This window comes from Nocardia albiluteola, from assembly GCF_018860155.1.
GTDB classification, from domain to species: domain Bacteria; phylum Actinomycetota; class Actinomycetes; order Mycobacteriales; family Mycobacteriaceae; genus Nocardia; species Nocardia albiluteola.
The window spans coordinates 1-20,187 of the sequence record NZ_JAHKNI010000007.1 but is presented as its reverse complement, the minus strand read 5'-3'; the positions used below and the strand labels follow the sequence as shown (position 1 = coordinate 20,187).

The 20,187-nt window shown below is 69.8% G+C and carries 17 protein-coding genes; 9 read left to right on the top strand and 8 right to left on the bottom strand.

Features of this window, described 5'->3' with window-relative positions:
* Positions 1-14 precede the first annotated feature (14 nt).
* Positions 15-3,098: an alpha-mannosidase gene (locus KO481_RS20955; RefSeq protein WP_215918982.1), complete on the bottom strand. Its 3,084-nt coding sequence runs from the start codon at positions 3,096-3,098 to the stop codon at positions 15-17.
* A 247-nt stretch (positions 3,099-3,345) separates the two neighbouring features.
* Here KO481_RS20955 and KO481_RS20950 point away from each other — a divergent pair, with 247 nt between their 5' ends.
* Positions 3,346-5,328, top strand: a complete 1,983-nt coding sequence (locus KO481_RS20950) for a purple acid phosphatase family protein (RefSeq protein WP_245401276.1) — start codon at positions 3,346-3,348, stop codon at positions 5,326-5,328.
* Positions 5,329-5,571: 243 nt separating this feature from the next.
* Here KO481_RS20950 and KO481_RS20945 read toward each other — a convergent pair whose 3' ends face one another.
* Together KO481_RS20945 and cobT are read right to left on the bottom strand one after the other, a co-directional pair.
* A complete protein-coding gene (locus KO481_RS20945; protein WP_215918981.1) occupies positions 5,572-6,321 on the bottom strand; it encodes an adenosylcobinamide-GDP ribazoletransferase in 750 nt (249 codons plus the stop codon).
* Positions 6,322-6,781: 460 nt separating this feature from the next.
* The gene (gene cobT / locus KO481_RS20940; RefSeq protein WP_215919601.1) at positions 6,782-8,617 is read right to left on the bottom strand and encodes a nicotinate-nucleotide--dimethylbenzimidazole phosphoribosyltransferase; all 1,836 of its coding nucleotides are present in this window, start codon (positions 8,615-8,617) and stop codon (positions 6,782-6,784) included.
* A gap of 420 nt (positions 8,618-9,037) precedes the next feature.
* Here cobT and KO481_RS43980 point away from each other — a divergent pair, with 420 nt between their 5' ends.
* Entirely contained in the window at positions 9,038-9,412 is a 375-nt protein-coding gene (locus tag KO481_RS43980) for a ClpX C4-type zinc finger protein (protein ID WP_215918980.1), read from the top strand.
* 127 nt (positions 9,413-9,539) lie between these two features.
* Here KO481_RS43980 and KO481_RS20930 read toward each other — a convergent pair whose 3' ends face one another.
* Positions 9,540-10,496 (bottom strand): helix-turn-helix domain-containing protein, encoded by a 957-nt coding sequence (locus KO481_RS20930; protein WP_215918979.1) that lies wholly within the window; start codon positions 10,494-10,496, stop codon positions 9,540-9,542.
* Positions 10,497-10,582: 86 nt separating this feature from the next.
* On the opposite strand from KO481_RS20930, the gene KO481_RS20925 reads away from it, so the two are divergent.
* Together KO481_RS20925 and KO481_RS20920 are read left to right on the top strand one after the other, a co-directional pair.
* Complete coding sequence (locus KO481_RS20925; protein ID WP_215918978.1) at positions 10,583-10,747, top strand: hypothetical protein; 165 nt, start codon at positions 10,583-10,585, stop codon at positions 10,745-10,747.
* Positions 10,748-10,755: 8 nt separating this feature from the next.
* A complete protein-coding gene (locus tag KO481_RS20920) occupies positions 10,756-10,920 on the top strand; it encodes a hypothetical protein (protein WP_215918977.1) in 165 nt (54 codons plus the stop codon).
* Positions 10,921-11,013: 93 nt separating this feature from the next.
* Here the strand turns inward: KO481_RS20920 and KO481_RS20915 are convergent, their stop codons facing one another.
* A complete protein-coding gene (locus tag KO481_RS20915) occupies positions 11,014-11,670 on the bottom strand; it encodes a DUF3043 domain-containing protein (protein ID WP_215918976.1) in 657 nt (218 codons plus the stop codon).
* Positions 11,671-11,951: 281 nt separating this feature from the next.
* On the opposite strand from KO481_RS20915, the gene KO481_RS20910 reads away from it, so the two are divergent.
* From KO481_RS20910 to KO481_RS20900, 3 genes are all read left to right on the top strand, one after another.
* Entirely contained in the window at positions 11,952-12,302 is a 351-nt protein-coding gene (locus KO481_RS20910) for a HesB/IscA family protein (protein ID WP_215918975.1), read from the top strand.
* A 150-nt stretch (positions 12,303-12,452) separates the two neighbouring features.
* Positions 12,453-13,424 (top strand): carbohydrate kinase family protein, encoded by a 972-nt coding sequence (locus tag KO481_RS20905; RefSeq protein ID WP_215918973.1) that lies wholly within the window; start codon positions 12,453-12,455, stop codon positions 13,422-13,424.
* 70 nt (positions 13,425-13,494) lie between these two features.
* Complete coding sequence (locus tag KO481_RS20900; RefSeq protein ID WP_215918971.1) at positions 13,495-14,208, top strand: MBL fold metallo-hydrolase; 714 nt, start codon at positions 13,495-13,497, stop codon at positions 14,206-14,208.
* Positions 14,209-14,307: 99 nt separating this feature from the next.
* On the opposite strand, the gene KO481_RS20895 is transcribed toward KO481_RS20900, so the two are convergent.
* Both KO481_RS20895 and gcvT read right to left on the bottom strand, forming a co-directional pair.
* Positions 14,308-15,408, bottom strand: coding sequence for a branched-chain amino acid aminotransferase (locus tag KO481_RS20895; protein WP_215918969.1), 1,101 nt, complete (start codon positions 15,406-15,408; stop codon positions 14,308-14,310).
* A 367-nt stretch (positions 15,409-15,775) separates the two neighbouring features.
* Positions 15,776-16,885: a glycine cleavage system aminomethyltransferase GcvT gene (gene gcvT, locus KO481_RS20890; RefSeq protein WP_215918967.1), complete on the bottom strand. Its 1,110-nt coding sequence runs from the start codon at positions 16,883-16,885 to the stop codon at positions 15,776-15,778.
* 283 nt (positions 16,886-17,168) lie between these two features.
* Between gcvT and KO481_RS20885 the strand changes: the two genes are divergently transcribed.
* The gene (locus KO481_RS20885; RefSeq protein ID WP_215918965.1) at positions 17,169-18,686 is read left to right on the top strand and encodes a leucyl aminopeptidase; all 1,518 of its coding nucleotides are present in this window, start codon (positions 17,169-17,171) and stop codon (positions 18,684-18,686) included.
* A gap of 45 nt (positions 18,687-18,731) precedes the next feature.
* On the opposite strand, the gene KO481_RS20880 is transcribed toward KO481_RS20885, so the two are convergent.
* Positions 18,732-19,088 (bottom strand): oxidoreductase, encoded by a 357-nt coding sequence (locus KO481_RS20880; protein WP_215918963.1) that lies wholly within the window; start codon positions 19,086-19,088, stop codon positions 18,732-18,734.
* 412 nt (positions 19,089-19,500) lie between these two features.
* Between KO481_RS20880 and KO481_RS20875 the strand changes: the two genes are divergently transcribed.
* On the top strand, positions 19,501-20,187 hold a 687-nt coding region (locus KO481_RS20875; RefSeq protein WP_308166715.1), incomplete at its 3' end, for a biotin/lipoyl-containing protein.

Here is a 20,187-nt window from a genome sequence, read left to right as displayed (position 1 = left end):
ACGCCGCTGCGGGATCAGTCCGCAGGCGATTCTGCGGAGCGGGCGAAGCGGAGCGTGACAAGCTGAAAAGGTCGCAGCCGCAGGCGGACCCCAGTTCCCTCCGAACTCGCGGCACCCTGCGGACTCACAGCACCCTGCGGGCTCGCAGCGCCATCCGGACTCGGTGGCGCGTCCTGCCCCAGCGGGCGCTCGAGCAGGTCACAGACCTCGAATCCGGTGGTGCCGAAACCCGGTGTCACCAGTGCCGAGGCGCGGCCGCCGTGCGCCTCGTAGACGCGCAGCACGACATCTCCGCTGCCGTCGTCGGCCAGTTTGACCGCGCTGGTCACCACGGCGTCGTTGTCGACGGTGAACAGTGGCTCGACGGGGTCGGCGATCCCCTGGCGCGGCGGGAGATTGATGCGATAGCCCTCGCGCACCGCGTCCCCGATCTCCGCGCCGGGAATCAGGGCATGCCGGAAGCTGTGCTTGCCCTGGTCGGTTTCCGGGTCGGGGAAGCGCGGCGCCCGTAGCAGCGAGGCGCGCAGGGTGGTCGTCGTGCCGCCATCGGCACGGACCGCGCGGGTCAGGTCGTGACCGTAGGTGGAGTCGTTGACCAGCGCCACGCCCCAGCCCGGCTCCGCGACGTGGACGAACCGGTGGTTGCACGCCTCGAATTTGGCGTACTCCCAGCTGGTATTGGTGTGGGTGGGCCGGAATACGTGCCCGAACTGGGTTTCCGAGGCATAGCGGTCGGCGTGAATGTCCAGGGGGAAGGTCAGTTTCAGGAATTTCTCGGTCTCGTGCCAGTCGACCACCGTGTGGATCTCCAGGCCCCGCGCGCCCGGCGGGAGTGACAGGGTCTGCACGACCGTGGATGTTCCGAACTTCCGGCCCACACGCAGCGCCGGGGAGCCGTGCGTGTCGGTGACGGCGGCAAGAAGGTACAGATCGGTGAGGTCGGCGACGCGATTGCGATAGAACATGTCGACATCCCAGGCGTCCCAGGAATTCGGCAGATCGGGATGGAGCTGCAGCAGATTCGCGGCCGCACCCGGCGGCACCGTCTCGCGCCGAGTGCGCACCTCGAACAGCGATACCACCAGGCCACGACCGTCGACCTCGACCCGCAGCAGGCCGTTGTCCAGCACGAAACCGCCGCCGGCACGCTCGGCCACCGAGCACAGCTCCGGCGGGTCCGCCGGGGCCGCGCCGCCCGCCGGAATCGACCGCCACGCATGCGGCGCCGGATTGCAGATGTTCGGCCCCGTTCGTTCGCCGCCGAGCGCCCACTGCGCCCGTTCGATGATCGCCGTCAGCTCGGCGGCCACCTCCGCGTAGGTTCGCTCCGCCTCCCGGTGCACCCAGGCGATCGACGAGCCGGGCAGGATGTCGTGGAATTGGTGCAGCAGCACCGTCTTCCAGATCCGATCCAGCTCCTCGTACGGATACCCGGCTCCCTTGCGGACCGCCGCCGTGGCCGCCCACAGCTCGGCCTCCCGGAGCAGATGTTCGCTGCGCCGGTTGCCCTGCTTGGTCTTCGCCTGCGTGGTCAGCGTGGCGCGATGCAGCTCCAGGTAGAGCTCGCCCACCCAGACCGGCGGATGCTCGTATTCGGCCTCCGCCCTGGCGAAGAAGGCACCCGGGCTGTCCCACGCCACCCGCGGCGAGCCCTCCAGATCGCGCAGGCGGGCGGCCTTGGCAATCATCTCCCGCGTCGTCCCGCCGCCGCCGTCACCCCAGCCGGTCGGGGCCAGCGAGGTGCTCGCGCGGCCCTTGTCCTTGAAATTCCGTGCCGCGTGCGCGATCTCGCTGCCGCGCATCGAGCAGTTGTAGGTGTCGACGGGCGGGAAGTGGGTGAAGATCCGGGTGCCGTCGATGCCCTCCCACAGGAAGGTGTGGTGCGGAAAGCTGTTGATCTGGCTCCACGAGATCTTCTGCGTCAGCAGCCATCTGGACCCGGCGGCCCGGATGATCTGCGGCAGGCCCGCGGCGAATCCGAAGGTGTCCGGCAGCCAGGCCTCCTGGTTCTCGATGCCGAACTCCCGCAGGAAGAACCGCTTGCCGTGCACGAACTGCCGGGCCATGGCCTCGGAACCGGGCATATTCGTGTCCGATTCGACCCACATGCCGCCGCTGGGCACGAAACGGCCCTGTGCCACCGCGTCTTTCACCGTCGCGTAGACCTCGGGGCGGTGCCGTTTCAGAAAGTCGTACTGCGCCGCCTGGGACATCGTGTAGACGAATTCGGGCTCCTGGGCCAGCAGCGCGGTCATGTTCGCGGTGGTTCGGGCCACCTTGCGCACCGTCTCCCGCAACGGCCACAGCCATGCGGTGTCGATGTGCGCGTGCCCGACCGCGCTGATCGTATGTGCCGAGGGCGCGGCCGGAACGGCCAGCACCTCGGCCAGGCACGCGCGCGCCGCCGGCGCGGTGGCGTTCACGTCCTGCAGATCGACGCTGTCCAGCGCGCGCTCGATCGCGCGCAGAATGTCGAAGCGACGTGCCGAATCCCCCGGCAGCTCGTGTGAGAGTTCGCCGAGCACCTCGAGGTCCTGCACCAGCTGCCAGACCTCCTCGTCGAAGATCGCCAGATCCATTCGACCCAGCCGGTATTGCGGCTCATCCGTCGCGGTCTCCTTGTCGCCGAGGGTGTTCGGCGAGAAGAACGGGATCATCGGATTCGAGGCGGCCTCCACGTGCAGCAGCACGCGCTCTCCGCCGACGGCGGGCGCCGCCACCCGCACCCACTGGTTACGCGGGTGCAGGCCCTTCACCGGCGATCCGTCGGGCCGATACACCAGGCCCTCGCATTGAAAACCGGTCATCGACCCGTCGAACCCCAGGTCGATGATCGCTTCCACGGTCCGCCCCGCCCACTCCGCCGGCACCGTGCCCTGGACCGTGAGCCAGCTGGTGCCCCACGGCGCGCCCCACCGCGCGCCCGGCTCGACGGGTTTCCGCGGTGCGGCCAGTCCCTCCGCAACCGGCACCGGCTCGTCGGGTGCGACCCACATCGAGGCCTGCAGCGGCACCGACTCCGGGTAGATCGCCGGGGTGATGCGATCCTTCAGCACCCGGGCGAGACGATCTTCGATCAACCGGCGGTCATCGTGCATAACGACGGCTCCCATCGGATCCGGGACATGATCACCAAACGATCCCCATTGTCCGGTAAGGGGGTGAATTCCCGTGGTCATTGCGAGCGATGGCTCGCGCGGCCGGTCGGAGGTACGGCGCACGCACCCGGACCTGCGGTGCCCGATCCGGTCCGCGCCGAGCCGTCCGCAATCGCCAGGTGTTGGTTCATCTGGATTTTGCCGTGTCGTCGTACTCGGAGAACCGTGTGCGAGTTAGGTGATACCCATGACCGACCGCGAGGATTCCCCCAATTTCGGCGAGGGCGTCGACGGCAAGCCGGATAATCGCGCAGCGGGCGCCCAGCCTGGCGGCGAACCCGAATCGGGCGGAACAGGTTCGGGCGGAAGCACCGGGCCCGCCGTCGAGAACGCGGGCACCGAACCCGGCGGCGGCGATGCCGAGGCGAGGGGCGAACCCGAGCCAGGGGGCGTGACGAGCATGGTCGAGCCGGGTCGCGGCGGCGATGCGGGCGTTGCCGCCAGCGAACCGAGTGGTCGCGGTTCGAGTGGCGGCGGTGAATCACAAGGCGCGCAGGGGAATCGCGCGGGCGATTCCGCAGGCCGGGCCAATGCCGTAGCGGCGGATTCGTCCGGGCGGCGAGGGGTGAGCCGTCGATGGCTGTTCGGTGCGTCGGCGGGGGCCGCGGTGGCGGGTCTCGCCGTCGGTGCGGGCGGGGCGGTGGCCCTGCGGGACAACAACACCGGGGCGTCCGAGATATGGCCGCGGTCGGCGGAGCTGGCGGTGGGCGCGGACAAGGCGGGTGCGCCACGGGTCGCGGGGTTGCATCTGCAGTTCGGGGCCGACGCCGCGCGGGAAGCGGTGGTGACCTGGCACACCGTGGGCTCGGTGAGCAAGCCAGTGGTGCGATACGGCACGGCGGCACAGGGTTTCGGCACGACCGTGGCGGCGGAGACCCGGACGTATCGGGATGCCAAATCCGGCATCGAGATTCAGGCCCACCACGCGCGGCTGAGCGGCCTGACCCCCGACACCGACTACGTCTACGCGGCCGGGCACGACGGCGCGCCCCCGGATCTGGGCACCCTGCGCACCGCGCCCGCGGGCCGGGCGGCGTTCCGGTTCACCAGCTTCGGCGATCAGGGCACGCCCACGCTGGGCAAGGTGCAGGGTACTCCCGCGTTCGATGCGGGCCTGGGTTACGCGCTGCCCACCTACGTCAACGACAATCTGGGCTCCCCGTTCGCGGGCGATGTGACCGCCGGGATCGAGCGGGTGGCGCCGCTGTTCAACCTCGTCAACGGCGATCTGTGCTACGCGAACCTGGCCACCGACCGTGTCCGCACCTGGAACGACTGGTGGGCCAACAACTCCCGGTCGGCCCGCTACCGGCCCTGGATGCCCGCGCCCGGCAATCACGAGAACGAGCTGGGCAACGGGCCGATCGGATATCAGGCGTTCCAAACGTATTTCACCGTCCCGGACTCCGGCAGCGAGGATCTCGCACGCGGGCTGTGGTACTCGTTCACGGTCGGCGGGATGCGGGTGATCGCGGTCGCCAACGACGACATCTGCTACCAGGACGCGGGCAGCAGCTATGTGCGCGGCTACTCCGGCGGCGCCCAGAAGCGCTGGCTGGAGGCCGAATTGGCAAAGGCCCGTGCGGACCGCGGGATCGATTGGGTGGTGGTGTTCATGCATCAGACCGCGATCTCCTCGGCCGACAAGTTCAACGGCGCGGACCTGGCGATCCGCCAGGAGTGGCTGCCGCTGTTCGACAAGTACCAGGTCGATCTGGTGCTGGCCGGGCACGAACATCACTACGAGCGATCGCATCCGCTGCGCGGGAACCTGGGCACCGAGACCCTCACCCCGCAGCCGGTTTCCACGCGCACCGATGTCATCGACACCAGCAAGGGCACGGTGCACCTGGTCATCGGGGGTGGCGGCACCTCGCTGCCCTCGAACCAGCTGTTCTTCCCCGGCAACCACTGCCGCGTGGTCACCGCCGTCGGCGACGTGAATCCCGCCACCGGCAAGAAGGCCGCGGTCTATGTGCTCGAGGACGCACCGTGGTCGGCCTTCAAGGACGCCGAGCACCCGTACGGCTTCTGCGCCTTCGACGTCGATCCCGGCCACCCGGGCGGCAACACCACCATCACCGCCACCTACTACGCCCTCACCGGGCCTACCAGCGACCTGACCGTCGTCGACAAGTTCACCCTCACCCGCCCCCGCTCCGACCGCTGACCGGGCGCCATCGGCGGTCCGAACGGATTCGACTACCTTCGCGCGTCCGGCCCGCGCGTCCCCTCCGGCAGGCCGATGATGGCACTTGGGCCAGCGTGGGTATGACGCTCACCTACGGCGCGCACCATGATTGCCGCCCCGCGGGGCCGAGCGGCGGTTGATCAGACGGCAGCGCAGGACGCCGAGGATGTCACGGCCCGGCAGCCGACGTCGCGCGCGGACCAGGACCGACGCGGCGCGCGATCAGGGGTGCAGAGTGGCCAGGGCGGCGACGATCGCGACGGTGAGTTCCAGTGCCGCGCCGAGGATGTCGCCGTTGAGGCCGCCGAAGCGGCGCACACAGTGCCGGGTCAGGAACAGGGCGGCGATGAGTGCCAGGGCGACGGCGAGCGGGCCGAGCGAGTAGTAGGGTGCGATCGCGAGGGCGGACAGGCCCATCGCGAAGATCGCCCAGGCCAGGGCGATCGGCACGGATTGGGTTCTGGCGACTAACACACCGAATCCAGAGCCGGGGGCGGCCTCGGCGGGAAGCATGCAGGCCAGCACGACCGCGACCCGGCCCACAGCGACCACGAGCACGATGGCGGGCCAGCGCCCGGACTCCGCGAGCGCCCCGAATGAAAACGCCTGAATGGCGATAACGAAGACCAACGCAGCCGCGCCGAAGGCCCCCACCCCGCCGCTCTTCATGACCTCGCGGGCCCGTTCGGGCGGACCGTAACAGCCCAGCCCGTCCAGGGTGTCGGCGAGGCCGTCGAGGTGCATGCCCCGGGTGGCCAGCGCCAGCCCGCCCACCGTCACGAATCCGGCGAGCACGGTGCCCATTCCGGCCGCCGTCAGCACCCACATCAACGCCGCCGCGCCGCCCCCGAGCAGGGCGCCCACCACCGGCGCGAGCCTGATCGCCCGCGCCGCCACCGCCCGGTCGACGTCGTCCGGGCCGCGCACGGGCAGCACCGTCAGCCACGAGAACGCCAGCCGCACGCCGTTCATCGGCGCCACTCCCCCGCCCCGCCCGACCGCGCCGCTCTCATCGACTCCACTCCGCCGCACGCCCAACCGCCCATCAGCCTCACCGCCGGCGCCGCGCTCGTCGGCGCCGGGTGGCTCGGCGGCCGGCTGGGTCGCCGGGCCCCGAAGACCGCGCCCGCGCTGTGCGGCTGCGCCGCGGGCCGACGGCGAATCCGGCGATCGCCGCGGTCAGCGCATCGGCGCCGGACACACCGCTGCGGGACCGCTCGGTCGCCAGCACCGACACCACTCGATCGTGCGGCCGGTCGCGCACCACACGTCGGCACCGCGCCCAGCCGACCACCGTAATCGGCCATGCCCCTGACAGCGGACCGGCCTATCGTATGTCCCACCGCGAGGGGTCGATCAGCGTCGATGGAGTCCACAGCATCCTCGGCGCCGGCGGCGATGGGTGACCGGGTAGTCGGCATCGGTGTCCCGGTCAGGATGGGACGTCGGTTGCGGCCGTGGCGGGCTCGTCCTTGGTGCTGACGCCCGCATCGGCAAAGGTCGCCATTTCCGAGAGGGTCGCGATGGCCGAGCGCAGGATCGGCAGCGCGGTGACCGCGCCCGAGCCCTCGCCCAGGCGCATGTCCATGCTCACCAGCGGTTCCAGGCCCAGTTTCGTGAGCGCCAGCTGGTGCGCGGGCTCGGTCGAGCGGTGCCCGGCCACCCACCACGCCTTGGCGCCCGGCGCGAGCGCGTCCGCGAGCAGGGCCGCGGCGGTGACCACGACGCCGTCCAAGATCACGGGCGTGCGGCGCACCGCGGCCTGGGCGAGATACCCCGCCATCGCCGCCAGGTCCGCGCCGCCCGCCACGCGCAGGAGCGCGGCCGGGTCCTTCAGATGGGGGCGGGCCCGCCACATCGCGTCGCGGATCGCGGCGGTCTTGCGGATCCAGCCCGCATCGTCGACGCCGGTGCCCCTGCCCACGGCCAGCACCGGCTCGGTGTCGGTGATGGCGGCGATGAGAACCGTTGCGGGGGTGGTGTTTCCGATGCCCATGTCACCGGCGATGAGCAGGTCCGCGCCGCCGTCGATCTCCTCGTCGGCGATCGCCCGCCCGGCCGCCAGCGCGGCGTGCACCTGTGCCTCGGTGAGCGCGTCCTCGCGGTCGATGGCGCCGCTGCTGCGACGCACCTTGTAGGCCGAGACGGACGGATCGGTGTCGGCATCGACGGCGATATCGACCACGCGCACCGTCGCTCCCGACAGCCGCGCCAGGGCGTTCACCGCGGCGCCACCGGCCATGAAATTGGCGACCATCTGCACGGTCACCTCGCTCGGGAAGGCCGAAACCCCGTGCCGTGCAATGCCGTGGTCCCCCGCGAATACCACCACCCGGGCCCGCTCGAACTGCCGCGGCGGACACACCCCCTGACACGCGGCGAGCCAATTGCCCAGGACCTCGAGCCGCCCCAGCGATCCGGCGGGCTTGGTCAGCTGCAGTTGCCGCTCCTGCGCCCGGACCCGGACGTGCGGATCGGGCGGGGTCACCGTCTCGAAAACCGGTGCGCCACCGGACACGTCGTACATCGGGTCCGTCGCGGAGGGAATCCCGGGGGCGGAAACCGTTGCGGGCGTTCCGTTCGCGGTGACATCGGATGATGTTTCCGCCGGACCCGGCTCGGACACGCGGGTCGCCGCGCCTTTCGAGGGGGCCGAATCCGCAACTGCCGCAGCCGTTGCCGTCGCCGCCGCCACAGTCGTAGCTTCGGCATCGGAAGCCGGTGCCGCGATACCACTTCCGGCCGCCACCTTGGCGCCCTTGATCCGCGTCGGCACTCCCGCGACGACCAGATACACCTCGTCACACAGCGCCGCCACGCGCTGATTCAGGTCCCCGATCTCGTCGGTGAACAGCCGTGCGGACCGAGTCGCGGGCAGCACGCCCAGCCCCACCTCGGGGCTGACGATCACCAGCGGCTGCTCGTATCCCTCGATCGCCGCGACCAGCGCATCCACATCAGGTGCGACGATCCCCCGCGGCGATTCCCACGCCGCGCGCGCGTCGATCCGCGCGGTCAGCCAGGTGCCCAGATCGTCGATGAGCGTCATCGGCGCGGACGCATTCAACGCGTCCACCGGATCACCCTCGACGACGCTCCAACCCTCCGGGCGCCGGCTCCTGTGCGCGGCCACCCGTTCGGCGAAGTCGGCGTCGGCCGGGTCCACCACCGCCGTCGCGATGTACCGCACCGCCCCGGCCCGACCGGCCATTTCCTCGGCGAACGCCGACTTCCCGGACCGGGTCCCACCGAGCACCAACGCCCGCATGGGCCGTTCGCTCACGACTCCACCTCGCTAGCGCTCGGCTCCGTCGTGCGCGAAGCGCACAGTGCCCATGGCTCGCTCCGCTGCGCTCCGCTCACAACTCCACCTCACTAGCGCTCGGCTCCGTCGTGCGCGAAGCGCACAGTGCCCATGGCTCGCTCCGCTGCGCTCCGCTCACAACTCCACCTCACTAGCGCTCGGCTCCGTCGTGCGCGAAGCGCACAGTGCCCATGGCTCGCTCGCAAGCTCGCTCGCAGCATCGTTCAACACGCCAGAACGGTACCAATCACGCGCCGATGGCAGCATCCACGCACCACTACCGATCACGTCCGGATTCGTGCTTGTCAGGTAACCCCTGACGGCCTATCCTCGTGTCAGGTCGCTCCTGACACGAGGAGCTCTCCCTATTCGAAAGGCACGACAATGACCCCACCCGCATCGACCACGCCCGAGCCTCCCCGGTGCTCCTTCTGCGGCAAGGCCAATACGGAGGTAGACCGGCTCGTCGCCGGTCCCGGCGTGCACATCTGCAACGAATGCATCGCACTGGCCGACTCCATCGTCGAGGAATACGGGGTGAACCCCGCGCAGGCCCGCCTTCCGCTGTGGGAAACCCTGACCGAGGAGCAGATGCTCGAGCACATCCCCCGCGTCGCCGCCGTCGCCGATCAGGTCGAGGAAAATCTGCGCACCTGGGTGCAGGAGCTGCGCCGCCGCGGCGTCACCTGGACTCGCATCGGCGCCGCCCTCGGCATCACTCGCCAATCCGCCTGGGAGCGATTCTCCGGCGAAGAGTAGGCGCCGATCCGCCCCGGAATACCGTTGGGTGGTACTGCCTCACCAGGGATCCGCTGCGCGCCGGACGATCTCGCGCGCCACGCCATCACCGCGAGTAACCGGCACTCAAGCCTGCGGGCCGAACGTGCTACACCCCGAAGTGGCGGCGGTATTCGGTCGGCGCGATACCCACCAGTCGCTGAAAGTGGTGGCGCAGTAGGGCTCCCGAGCCGAAGCCACACCTCGAGGCGATGCTCTCCAGGTCCAGGGCCGTGTCTTCGAGCAGGTGCTTGGCCTGCAGGATGCGCTGATTCGTCAGCCATTTCACCGGCGTGGTCCCGGCCTCGGCGGCGAAGCGGCGGGCGAAGGTGCGGGTCGACATCGACGACCGGGCCGCCAGGCTCTCGACGGTGTGCGGCAGCTCCAGGTGTTCGTTCATCCAGCGCAAGGTCTCGCGGAGGCTGTCGGAATCGCACTCCGGCACCGGGCGTTCGATGAACTGGCGCTGCCCTCCGTCGCGCTGCGGCGGCACTACCATGCGCCGGGCGATCTTGTTGGCCGCGGCGCTGCCCAGCTCGCGGCGAACGAGGTGTAGGCATGCGTCGATTCCGGCGGCGGTTCCGGCGCTGGTGATCAGATTGCCCTCGTCGACGAAAAGCACGTCGGGATCGACGGTGGCCGCGGGGTACATCTGCGTCAACTGATCGACATAGCGCCAATGTGTGGTGCACTTGCGGCCGTCGAGCAACCCGGCCGCGCCGGCCAGGAAGGCGCCGGAACAGACCGTCAGCACCGTCGCACCCGCCGCGGACGCATCGCGAACCGCCTGCACCACACGGGGATCGAAGGCGCGCCCCGCCCCGAAGGGGAACGCGGGCACGGCGACCAAGTCCGCGTCGCGCAACTGATCCAGACCGTACTCCGGCGTGACGGCGATGCCCGGCGAACTCGACGCCAGCGGCTTACCCGGCTCGACCCCGCACACCCGGAAGTCGAACAGGGGCAACCCGTCGTCCCTGCGGTCCAGGCCGAAAACCTCACAGACGACACCGAATTCGAACATGGCCAGTGGGGCGCTGAGCACGACGGCAACCTTGGACAACACTCCCACAGTGTACGTGGCTGAATATTTATGAACAATGGCATCGCTGCCACTGTTGGCGCCAAGTTCATGGGCGCAAAATTACTGCCATGCTTACTTTTGCGCTTCTGTTCCTGACCATCACCGCACTGTCCGTCGTCCTGTACCGCCGAATCGGCGTGGGGCTCAACGGATCCACGGACGTCGTCGACCGCGACGCGCAACGGCTCCAGAGCGAGCTGCGCGCCCTGCTCGCCATCCACGATTACCGGTGAGGGCGGCCGTGCTGATATCTCTCCGAAATCGCCTGCGCCACTTCAACGCCACCGTCGACCAGCTCACCGCCCGAATGTTCACCTACGAACCATCCGAACCGCCCGGCATTCGCCCCTCCGACACCGCCCGCTTCGGCATCCTGCTGGGCGGTGCCGCGCGCGAACACGGCTGACATCCGCATGCAGAAACAACCGCACCCCATACCGGGATCCGCATCCTCATCAGCGAGTGCGAATCCCCGTATGGGGTGCGGCGGTTGGACGATCTAGACAGCGTCGCCCGGGTTGACCCTCGGCTTGGGTGCGCGCATGCGACGGATCTGCGACGCGCGCACGAAGGCGTACCAGCCCAGCGAGACCGCCGAATCGATGCTGTCGGGGAAGCGCTCGCGCACCCGGCGGTTGATCGTCCTGCCGATGATCAGGCCCTCCGCGGCCATGAACCCCATCATCACCAGCATCGCCAGCGTGACGTACGCCTGCACCGCGGGGGTGAGGAACATCGTCACGATCAGGACCAGCGCGAGCGGCATGAACAGGCCGACCAGGTTGCGGCGGGCATCGACGAGGTCGCGCACGTAGGCGCGAACCGGACCGCGGTCGCGCGGCAGCAGGTACTTCTCCTCGCCGGCGAGCATGCGGGCGCGCCGATCGGCCGAGGCCGCGCGGCGGTCGGCGGAGGCGGCCTTGCGATCGGCCTTGGTGCCCCGGTTGGCCTTGCGCCTGGCCCGGGCCTCTTTCTGCGTCATGGGGGCGGGCGCAACCGGACCGCGGCGCTTGGCCTCGGCGTCGCGCCGCTTCGGGGTCGGGCGCCCCTTACCCGTGGTGGTGGTGGACGTGGCCGAGCCGCCGGCCTCGGCGGCCGAGGTGTCGTCGGCGAGGTCGTTGCTGGCTGCTGCTTCGCCGCGGCGGAGGAACTTCACGCGACCAGGCTATTCGACGACCACCCTCGGGGGAAATGCGGTCCGCCCAGTTCGCTGTGTCTCGCGTCATACCGCACCGTTCAATCCCCGGTAACCCGGCGTTTCCGGGGGTGCACGGCCACGTCGGGTCCGCGCAAGTGGCAAGATTGGAATAGTCACCCCGCCCGGTGATGTTGACCGCTGAGGAGCCGTGCGCTGTTCCGGGTTGAACACAGGTCCTGTGCCGACCCACCCCGCCGACTCCGCAAGGTACGTCGGCTCACCATCCCCCAGGAGAGTTCATGTCTGTGCAGAATGAGACCACCACCCACGGTGTGACTCTGACCGACGCCGCCGCCTCGAAGGCCAAGGCGCTGCTCGATCAGGAGGGCCGCGACGATCTGTCGCTGCGCATCGCCGTCCAGCCCGGTGGCTGTGCCGGCCTGCGCTACCAGCTCTTCTTCGACGATCGCGCCCTCGACGGCGACCTGATCGTCGAGTTCGGCGGCGTCAAGCTGGCCGTCGATCGCATGAGCGCCCCGTACGTGCAGGGTGCGTCGATCGATTTCGTCGACACCATCGAGAAGCAGGGCTTCACGATCGACAACCCGAACGCCACCGGGTCTTGCGCCTGCGGCGACAGCTTCAACTGACCTTTTGACCGGCGCGGGCCCAAGCTCCGCGCCGTAGCGAACTGGCGCGTGCGGTGACGCACGCGCCGCTCGCTTGTCTCGGCCCACGCAGGACGATCATCGCGGTACGGTGGGGGCCGACCTCGCATCGACAGTGAAGGACCGGGTTTCGTGACCATCGCAGTGTCGGCATCGATTGCGACAGACCATCTGATGCGCTTTCCGGGCAAGTTCTCCGACGTGTTGCTCGCCGATCAGCTCGAGCACGTGTCGCTGAGCTTCCTGGTGGACGACCTGGTCATCCGCCGCGGCGGCGTCGCCGGCAACATCTCCTATGCCATGGGCGTGCTCGGCCGCAATCCGCTGCTGGTCGGCGCGGTCGGCCGCGACTGGGGCGAGTATCGGGAATGGCTGGAGAGCAGCGGCGTGGACTGCTCGGCGGTGCTGGTCTCCACCAAGGCGCACACCGCCCGCTTCGTGTGCACCACCGACACGACGATGGCCCAGATCGCCTCCTTCTACCCGGGCGCGATGAGCGAGGCTCGCGATATCGACATCACCGCGCTGGCCGCGGACCGCGATCTGGAGCTGGCGCTGATCGGCGCCGACGACCCGGAGGCCATGCTGCGCCACACCGAGCAGTGCCGCGCGGCCGGAATCCAGTTCGCCGCGGATCCGTCCCAGCAGCTCGCGCTGCTTGACGGCGAGTCCATCGTGAAGCTCATCGACGGCGCCGAATACCTGTTCACCAACGAGTACGAATGGGGCATCCTGCTGCAGAAGACCGGCCTGAGCGAGGCCGAAGTCGGTGAGCGCGTGGGCATCCGGGTCACCACGCTCGGCGCCAAGGGCGCGAAGATCGTCGACCGGGACGGCACCGAACTGCACGTCGACGTGGTTCCGGACATCGCGAAAGCGGACCCCACCGGCGTCGGCGACGGCTTCCGCGCGGGATTCCTGACCGGCCGCTCCGCCGGGCTCGGCCTGGAACGATCCGCCCAGCTCGGTTCGCTGGTCGCGGTGCTCGTGCTGGAATCGATCGGTCCGCAGGACTGGACGCTGGACCGCGATGTCGCGGTCAAGCGGCTGCGCGAGGCCTACGGTGCCGAGGTGGCCGCCGAGATCGGCGCGCTGCTGCCGTAACCGGCGAGCGACGGGCACTCCGCAACTGCCTGGATGCGACCGATTCGCCCGCGACCCATAGGGTGTGGGTATGGGATCCGACCGTTTGTACTTCCGACAACTGCTCGCCGGGCGGGATTGGGCCGTAGGCGATCCGATCGCCACGCAGATGCGCAATTTCGCGTACCTGATCGGCGATCGGGAGACCGGTGAGTGCGTGGTCGTGGATCCGGCCTACGCCGCGGGCGATCTGGTGGACATCGCCGAGGCCGACGGGCTGCGGTTGAGCGGGGTGCTGGCGACCCACCATCATCCCGACCACGTGGGCGGCACCATGCTCGGATTCACCTTGTACGGCGTGCGGGAGCTGCTGGAGCGGGTGCAGGTTCCGGTGCACGTGCATGCGGAGGAACTACCGTGGGTCGCCAACGTCACCGGGATCGCGCCCAGCGAGCTGACCGGGCACGAACACGGCGACAAGCTCTCGGTCGGCGCGTTCGATATCGAACTGCTGCATACCCCGGGGCATACGCCAGGCAGCATGTGCTTCCTGTTCGAGGATCGGCTCGTCGCCGGCGACACGCTGTTCGTGCAGGGCTGCGGGCGCACCGATTTCCCGGGCGGGGACTCGGACTCGATGTTCCGCAGCCTGCGCTATCTGGCTGGGCTGCAGGGTGATCCGGTCGTGTATCCCGGGCACTGGTACGCCGAGGAGCCCAGCGCCGCCCTGTCCGAGGTCCGCGAGAAGAACTACGTCATGCGCCCGCAGACCCTGGACCAGTGGCAGATGCTGATGCCGGGCTGAGCTGTCACATGGCCTCCGCTTCGCTCCGGCGGGCTTGCGGCGCCCCGAGGGCGTAGTGCCTACTGGTTCGCGTTCGCTGCGCTCACCGGCGCCGCAAACTCAGGCGAGCGTGCGCATCCAGCCGTGAATGTCAGCGAAAGTGCCGCGCTGGATACCCGTGAGGGTGTCCCGCAGCGCCATGGTGACCTCGCCGGGTTCGCCTCCGCCGATGGTGAATTCGCCGTCCTCGGAGCAGACGGTGGCGATCGGAATGACCACCGCCGCGGTGCCGCAGCCGAAAACCTCGGTGATTTCCCCGGATTCGGCGCCCTTGCGCCATTCCTCCACCGAAACCCGGCGCTGCTCCACCTCGTACCCGGCGTCGGCGGCCAGCGTCAGCAGCGAGTCGCGGGTGATGCCGGGCAGCAGCGAGCCGGACAGCTCCGGTGTCACCAGCCGCGCCTGCGATCCCGAGCCGAAGACGAAGAACAGGTTGTTGGTGCCCATCTCCTCGACATAGCGATGCTCGTGGGCATCGAGCCACACGACCTGGTCGCAGCCCTTCTCGCTGGCCTGTTGCTGCGCCAGCAGCGAGGCCGCGTAGTTGCCCGCGACCTTCGCCTCGCCCGTGCCGCCGGGGGCGGCCCGCACGTATTCGGTGGACAGCCACACCCGCACCGGCTTGAGGCCGCGCGGGAAGTAGGCGCCCGCGGGCGAGCCCAGCAGCAGATACTTGTACGCCGCGGCCGGCTTGACGCCCAGGCCGGCCTCGGTGGCGAGCAGGAACGGCCGCAGGTACAGCGAATCCTCTCCCCCGGCGGCCGGCACCCAATCCGCGTCGACCTCGAGCAGCCGGCGGATCGACTCGATGAACAGCTCCTCGGGCAGCTCGGCCATCGCCATGCGCCGCGCCGAGCGCTGGAAACGAGCGGCATTCGCATCGACGCGGAAGGTGGCGATGCTGCCGTCGCTCTGCCGGTAGGCCTTGAGCCCCTCGAAAATCGCCTGGCCGTAATGGAACACCATGGTCGAGGGGTCCATCGTCAGCGGGCCGTAGGGCTCGACACGCCCCTCGCCCCACTGTCCGTCCGCGTAGTCGATCGTGACCATGTGGTCGGTGAAGTAGCGACCGAATCCCGGTGCCGCCAAGATCTCCTGTCGTCGCTGCGCCGAGGTGGGGGCGGGATGCGGAACGCGGGTGAACTGTGCGGCAACGGTCATGTCCCCGATCCTAGAACTCCCGGTCGGCCGCCCGCCGCGAGGTCCGAAAACGCCGACCGGCGCTGCGCAGACTGCTCAGCAAGGCGCCAGCGGGCGCTCGTGCCACGAGGCATGTCGCTACGCCCGAGGCCCGATCCGCCGCAACACGACCGGACCCGGTATTCGGCGAGTGGCCAGCGGCGGTGAGCCGCTGGCCCCCTGTGGCGGTCGCCGACAAGGGCAATGGCGTCAGCGACGCGCCCCGACCGCCGTTCCCGAACGTCAGGACGTATGCAGAATCACGAACACAGAACCCGGACCGCCGCCCCAGACCATCAGGACATACGCGGAATCACGAACACAGAGCCCGGACTGCCGCTCCAGACCATCAGGACGTATGTGGCGTGACGAACGGGGGCCGCACCACCTCGGCACGCAGGCGGCGACCGCGCACGTCGACGTGTACCTCGTCGCCGGGCTCGAGACCGGAGTCCGTGTTCAGCAGGGCCAGCGCGATGCCGACCTCCAGGGTGGGCGAGAAGGTACCCGAGGTGGTCTCGCCGACGGTCTCGTCGCCGCGCAGCACGGTCTGACCCTGGCGCAGCACACCGCGGTCGAGTGCCCTGAGGCCCATCAGGATTCGGCGCGGACCGGCCGACTTCTCCTGTTCCAGTGTGGATTTGCCCCAGAACTCCGGCTTCTTCCAGCCGACCGCCCAGCCGGCACGGGCCTGCACCGGCGAAATATCCAGCGACAGTTCGTGTCCATGCAGCGGGTAGCCCATCTCGGTGCGCAGGGTGTCGCGGGCACCCAGGCCCGCGGGCTCGCCGCCGGCCGCGCGGACCTGCGTGACGAGCGCACGGAACAGGTCCGGCGCGTCGTCCCAGCGGGGCAGCAGCTCATAGCCGTGTTCGCCGGTGTAGCCGGTGCGGCAGACCCGGACCGGATGGCCCTGCCACTGCGAGTCCGCGTAGGCCATGTACTCCATCTCTGTCGGCAACCCGAGCGCGGCGAGTACCTGCGTCGACTTCGGCCCCTGGACCGCGAAGACGGCATACTCCCGATGCTCGTCGGTGATCGTGATGCCCTCGGGTGCGACAGTGCGCAGCGCAGCGACGACCGCGGCGGTGTTGGCGGCATTGGGCACGAGGAAGATCTCGTCGTCGCTCACGTAGTAGGCGATCAGATCGTCGATCACCCCGCCCTCGGGCGTGCAGCACAGCGTGTACTGGGCCTTGCCGGGCCGGATCCGGCCCAGATCGTTGGTCAGCGCCGAGTTCACGAACGCCGCCGCACCGGGCCCGGCGACCGTGGCCTTGCCGAGGTGACTCACATCGAAGACGCCGACGCTCGTGCGCACCGCGGTGTGCTCCGTGACGGTCCCCGCATAGGACACCGGCATCTCCCACCCGCCGAACGGCGCGAATTTCGCCCCCAGCTCGACGTGCACATCGTGGATCGGCCCCTGCAGCAGGTTCGCGTCGCCCGGCTCACTCATGGCGCAACCCTAACCGCCGCCGCCCCCACCTCGTCCAGTCCCGCGCACACCCGCACCGGTGAGGGAAATCCGCACCCCGTCCAGCCAGGCACATCCGGCGTGTGCGGCCCCGAGTACGGGGTGCGGCGACCATTCCTTGCCTGCGGACCGCCGGTACGCGAAATGGCACGGGCGTCGTCCGCACCCGGTCCCGGAAACGTCGCCTCACGTCAGGGCCACCGCCGGGGGTGCGGCCGTGCCGTGCTGCGGCGGGATCGGGAGCGGCACCAGTAGATTGGTCCGCATGACAGCTGTTGCAGATCGTTCGCTCGGGCCGGATCTCGCTCTGGTCGATTCCCTCAGTCCCGGAACCGATGTGCTGGTCGTCGGCATCGTCACCGGCGAGGAAGGGCCGGTCGTGGCCGGGAGCGACGACGCATTGGTCACCGGCGTCCTGGGCGCCGATGCGCTCGCCGCGATCGTGGAGAACCTGCGTGCGGTCGGCGCGAAGGGCAAGGCCGAGGAGCTCACCCGCATCCCGGCGCCCGCCGGGCTGCCCGTCACGAGCGTGCTGGCCGTTGGGCTGGGCGCGCCGGACTCCATCGACGCCGAACAGGTGCGCCGCTCGGCCGGGGTCGCGGCCCGGGCCCTGTCCGGAGTGGGCACCGCTGCCACCACCCTGTCCCGCCTGGAAACCGGCCCCGGTCCCGCCGCGGAGGGCTTCTTCCTCGGCGCGTACTCGTTCACCGCCTTCAAGTCCGAGAAGTCCGCGCCCAAGCCCACCGAGGGGCCGCTCGCGCGGGTGGAGCTGCTGGTGGAGAATCCGGAGTCGGACAAGGACCTCGGCCACAACAGCCGGGTCGCCGAGGCCATCGCCCTGGCCCGCGACTTCGTGAACACCCCGCCCAGCCACCTGTATCCGGCCGAATTCGCCGACCGCGCCAAGGCTTTGGCCGAGGCGGCCGGGCTGCGGGTAGAGGTCCTGGACGAAAAGGCATTGGAGGCGGCCGGTTACGGCGGCATCGTCGGTGTGGGCAAGGGCTCCTCACGCCCGCCACGGCTGATCCGCCTCACCTACGCCGGCGGCGACAAGAAGGTCGCGCTGGTCGGCAAGGGCATCACGTTCGACACCGGCGGCATCTCCATCAAGCCCGCCGCCAACATGGAGAACATGACCTCCGACATGGGCGGCGCCGCGGCGGTCATCGCGGCCACCATCGCCGCGGCGAAGCTCGGACTTCCGATCACCGTCACCGCGACCGTGCCCATGGCGGAGAACATGCCCTCGGCTACCGCGCAGCGCCCGGGCGATGTGCTCACCCAGTACGGCGGCACCACGATCGAGGTCATCAACACCGATGCCGAGGGCCGCCTGATCCTGGCCGACGCCATCGTACGGGCGTGCGAGGACGAACCCGACTACCTCATCGACGTGGCCACCCTGACCGGCGCGCAGCTGGTCGCGCTGGGCACCCGCACCCCGGGTGTGATGGGCACCGACGAATTCCGCGATCGGGTCGCGCGCATCTCGCAGGCCGCGGGTGAGAACGGCTGGCCGATGCCGATGCCCACCGAGCTGCGCGCGGACCTCAACTCCAAGGTCGCCGACCTGGCCAACGTGTCACCGCACCGCTTCGGTGGCATGCTTGTGGCCGCGCTGTACCTGCGGGAGTTCGTCGCCGAGAGTGTGCAGTGGGCCCATCTCGACGTCGCCGGGCCGGCCTACAACACCGGCAGCCCGTTCGGGTACATCCCAAAGGGCGGCACCGGCGTTCCGGTGCGCACGCTGATCGCGGTGCTGAACGACATCTCGGCCGAGTAGCCGCACGGCGAAACGGGCTCGCGGAGTTGTGAACTCCGCGAGCCTTCAGTCCCCGATGCCGCGCAACTCCTGCTCGAGGGCCCGCCGCCGCTGGATACGACTGCGGGCGTTGTGATCGCGCATGCGCTGGGGGTAGCCCGTGCGGCGCACGTCGTACACGGGGACGCCCAGCCAGCTGGACAGCCGCCGTGCACCCCGCTCCCCCACCACCCTGCGGGTCCATTCGCCGTCGTGTGCCACCAGCACCACGGTGACATCGGTCACCGTCGTCTTCGGCTCCACGTACGCCTCCACGCCGACGTGGCCCCGCACCCACTCGGCCAGATAGCGAGCATCGTTTGCCGCACCCCCCGGCCCCCGGACACGATCCGCCGACTGACGGAAACGATCCAGCAAACCCATCCCCGCCCACCTCCTGTTCCGTCCCCCGGGCGCCTTCTCACCCGATCCATCGATACTGCCAGCACCCCGCCCGGATGGCCGCGCGAGCTCGCACCCGTGAGCGGAGCGAACCATGAGCCAGCTCGCCCGCCGCACGACGGAACCGAGCGCCGGCGAGGTGCAGTCGTGAGGCGCAACCACCGGACACGGCCCGCCCTGTGGTACACGCCGCAACGACGAGTGCAAGGATGGACAGTCGGAACACAAGAACCCCACACGGATCTCCGGTGCCACACACAATGTTCGGTGGCGGTCGGTGGCCTGTGCACGGCGCACCTGCCGCATAGACTCGGACCTCCGCCGCAACCCGCGGTGGGTGTCCGCCGAGAGACAACTGTTGTAACCCGTCGAGCAGTTATAGGAGTCAACGGACATGGCCTTCTCCGTCCAGATGCCGGCCCTAGGTGAGAGCGTCACCGAGGGCACTGTGACCAGGTGGCTGAAGCAGGAAGGAGACACGGTCGAGGTCGACGAACCCTTGCTCGAGGTATCCACCGACAAGGTCGACACCGAGATCCCGTCGCCCGCCGCGGGTGTGCTGACCAAGATCGTCGCCAAGGAAGACGACGTCGTCGAGGTCGGCGGCGAGCTCGGTGTGATCGGCGCCGCCGACGAGGCCGCTGCCCCCGCACCGGCCCCCGCGCCCGCGCCGGCTCCGGCGGCCCCCGCCCCGGCGGCTCCGGCGCCCGCACCCGCACCGCAGCCCGTCGCGACCGCACCGGCCCCCGCTGCTGCCGCGCCCGCACCGGCCGCCTCCGGCACCCCGGTGAAGATGCCCGAGCTGGGCGAGTCCGTCACCGAGGGCACCGTCACCCGCTGGCTCAAGCAGATCGGCGATTCAGTAGCGGTCGACGAGCCGCTGCTGGAGGTGTCCACCGACAAGGTCGACACCGAGATCCCCTCGCCGGTCGCCGGCACGCTGCTCGAGATCAGCGCGAACGAGGACGATGTCGTCGCCGTCGGCGGTCAGCTCGGCGTCATCGGCAGCGGCGTTCCCGCGGCCGCCCCGGCTCCCGCGCCCGCCCCGGCACCGGCTCCCGCGGCTCCCGCGCCCGCCCCG

Excerpts from the sequence above, each read along its gene's own strand:
- KO481_RS20955 (WP_215918982.1), bottom strand. The coding sequence starts at position 3,098 with ATGCACGATGACCGCCGGTTGATCGAAGATCGTCTCGCCCGGGTGCTG.
- KO481_RS20950 (WP_245401276.1), top strand. The coding sequence starts at position 3,346 with ATGACCGACCGCGAGGATTCCCCCAATTTCGGCGAGGGCGTCGACGGC.
- KO481_RS20945 (WP_215918981.1), bottom strand. The coding sequence starts at position 6,321 with ATGAACGGCGTGCGGCTGGCGTTCTCGTGGCTGACGGTGCTGCCCGTG.
- cobT (WP_215919601.1), bottom strand. The coding sequence starts at position 8,617 with ATGCGGGCGTTGGTGCTCGGTGGGACCCGGTCCGGGAAGTCGGCGTTC.
- KO481_RS43980 (WP_215918980.1), top strand. The coding sequence starts at position 9,038 with ATGACCCCACCCGCATCGACCACGCCCGAGCCTCCCCGGTGCTCCTTC.
- KO481_RS20925 (WP_215918978.1), top strand. The coding sequence starts at position 10,583 with ATGCTTACTTTTGCGCTTCTGTTCCTGACCATCACCGCACTGTCCGTC.
- KO481_RS20910 (WP_215918975.1), top strand. The coding sequence starts at position 11,952 with ATGTCTGTGCAGAATGAGACCACCACCCACGGTGTGACTCTGACCGAC.
- KO481_RS20900 (WP_215918971.1), top strand. The coding sequence starts at position 13,495 with ATGGGATCCGACCGTTTGTACTTCCGACAACTGCTCGCCGGGCGGGAT.
- KO481_RS20895 (WP_215918969.1), bottom strand. The coding sequence starts at position 15,408 with ATGACCGTTGCCGCACAGTTCACCCGCGTTCCGCATCCCGCCCCCACC.
- gcvT (WP_215918967.1), bottom strand. The coding sequence starts at position 16,885 with ATGAGTGAGCCGGGCGACGCGAACCTGCTGCAGGGGCCGATCCACGAT.
- KO481_RS20885 (WP_215918965.1), top strand. The coding sequence starts at position 17,169 with ATGACAGCTGTTGCAGATCGTTCGCTCGGGCCGGATCTCGCTCTGGTC.
- KO481_RS20880 (WP_215918963.1), bottom strand. The coding sequence starts at position 19,088 with ATGGGTTTGCTGGATCGTTTCCGTCAGTCGGCGGATCGTGTCCGGGGG.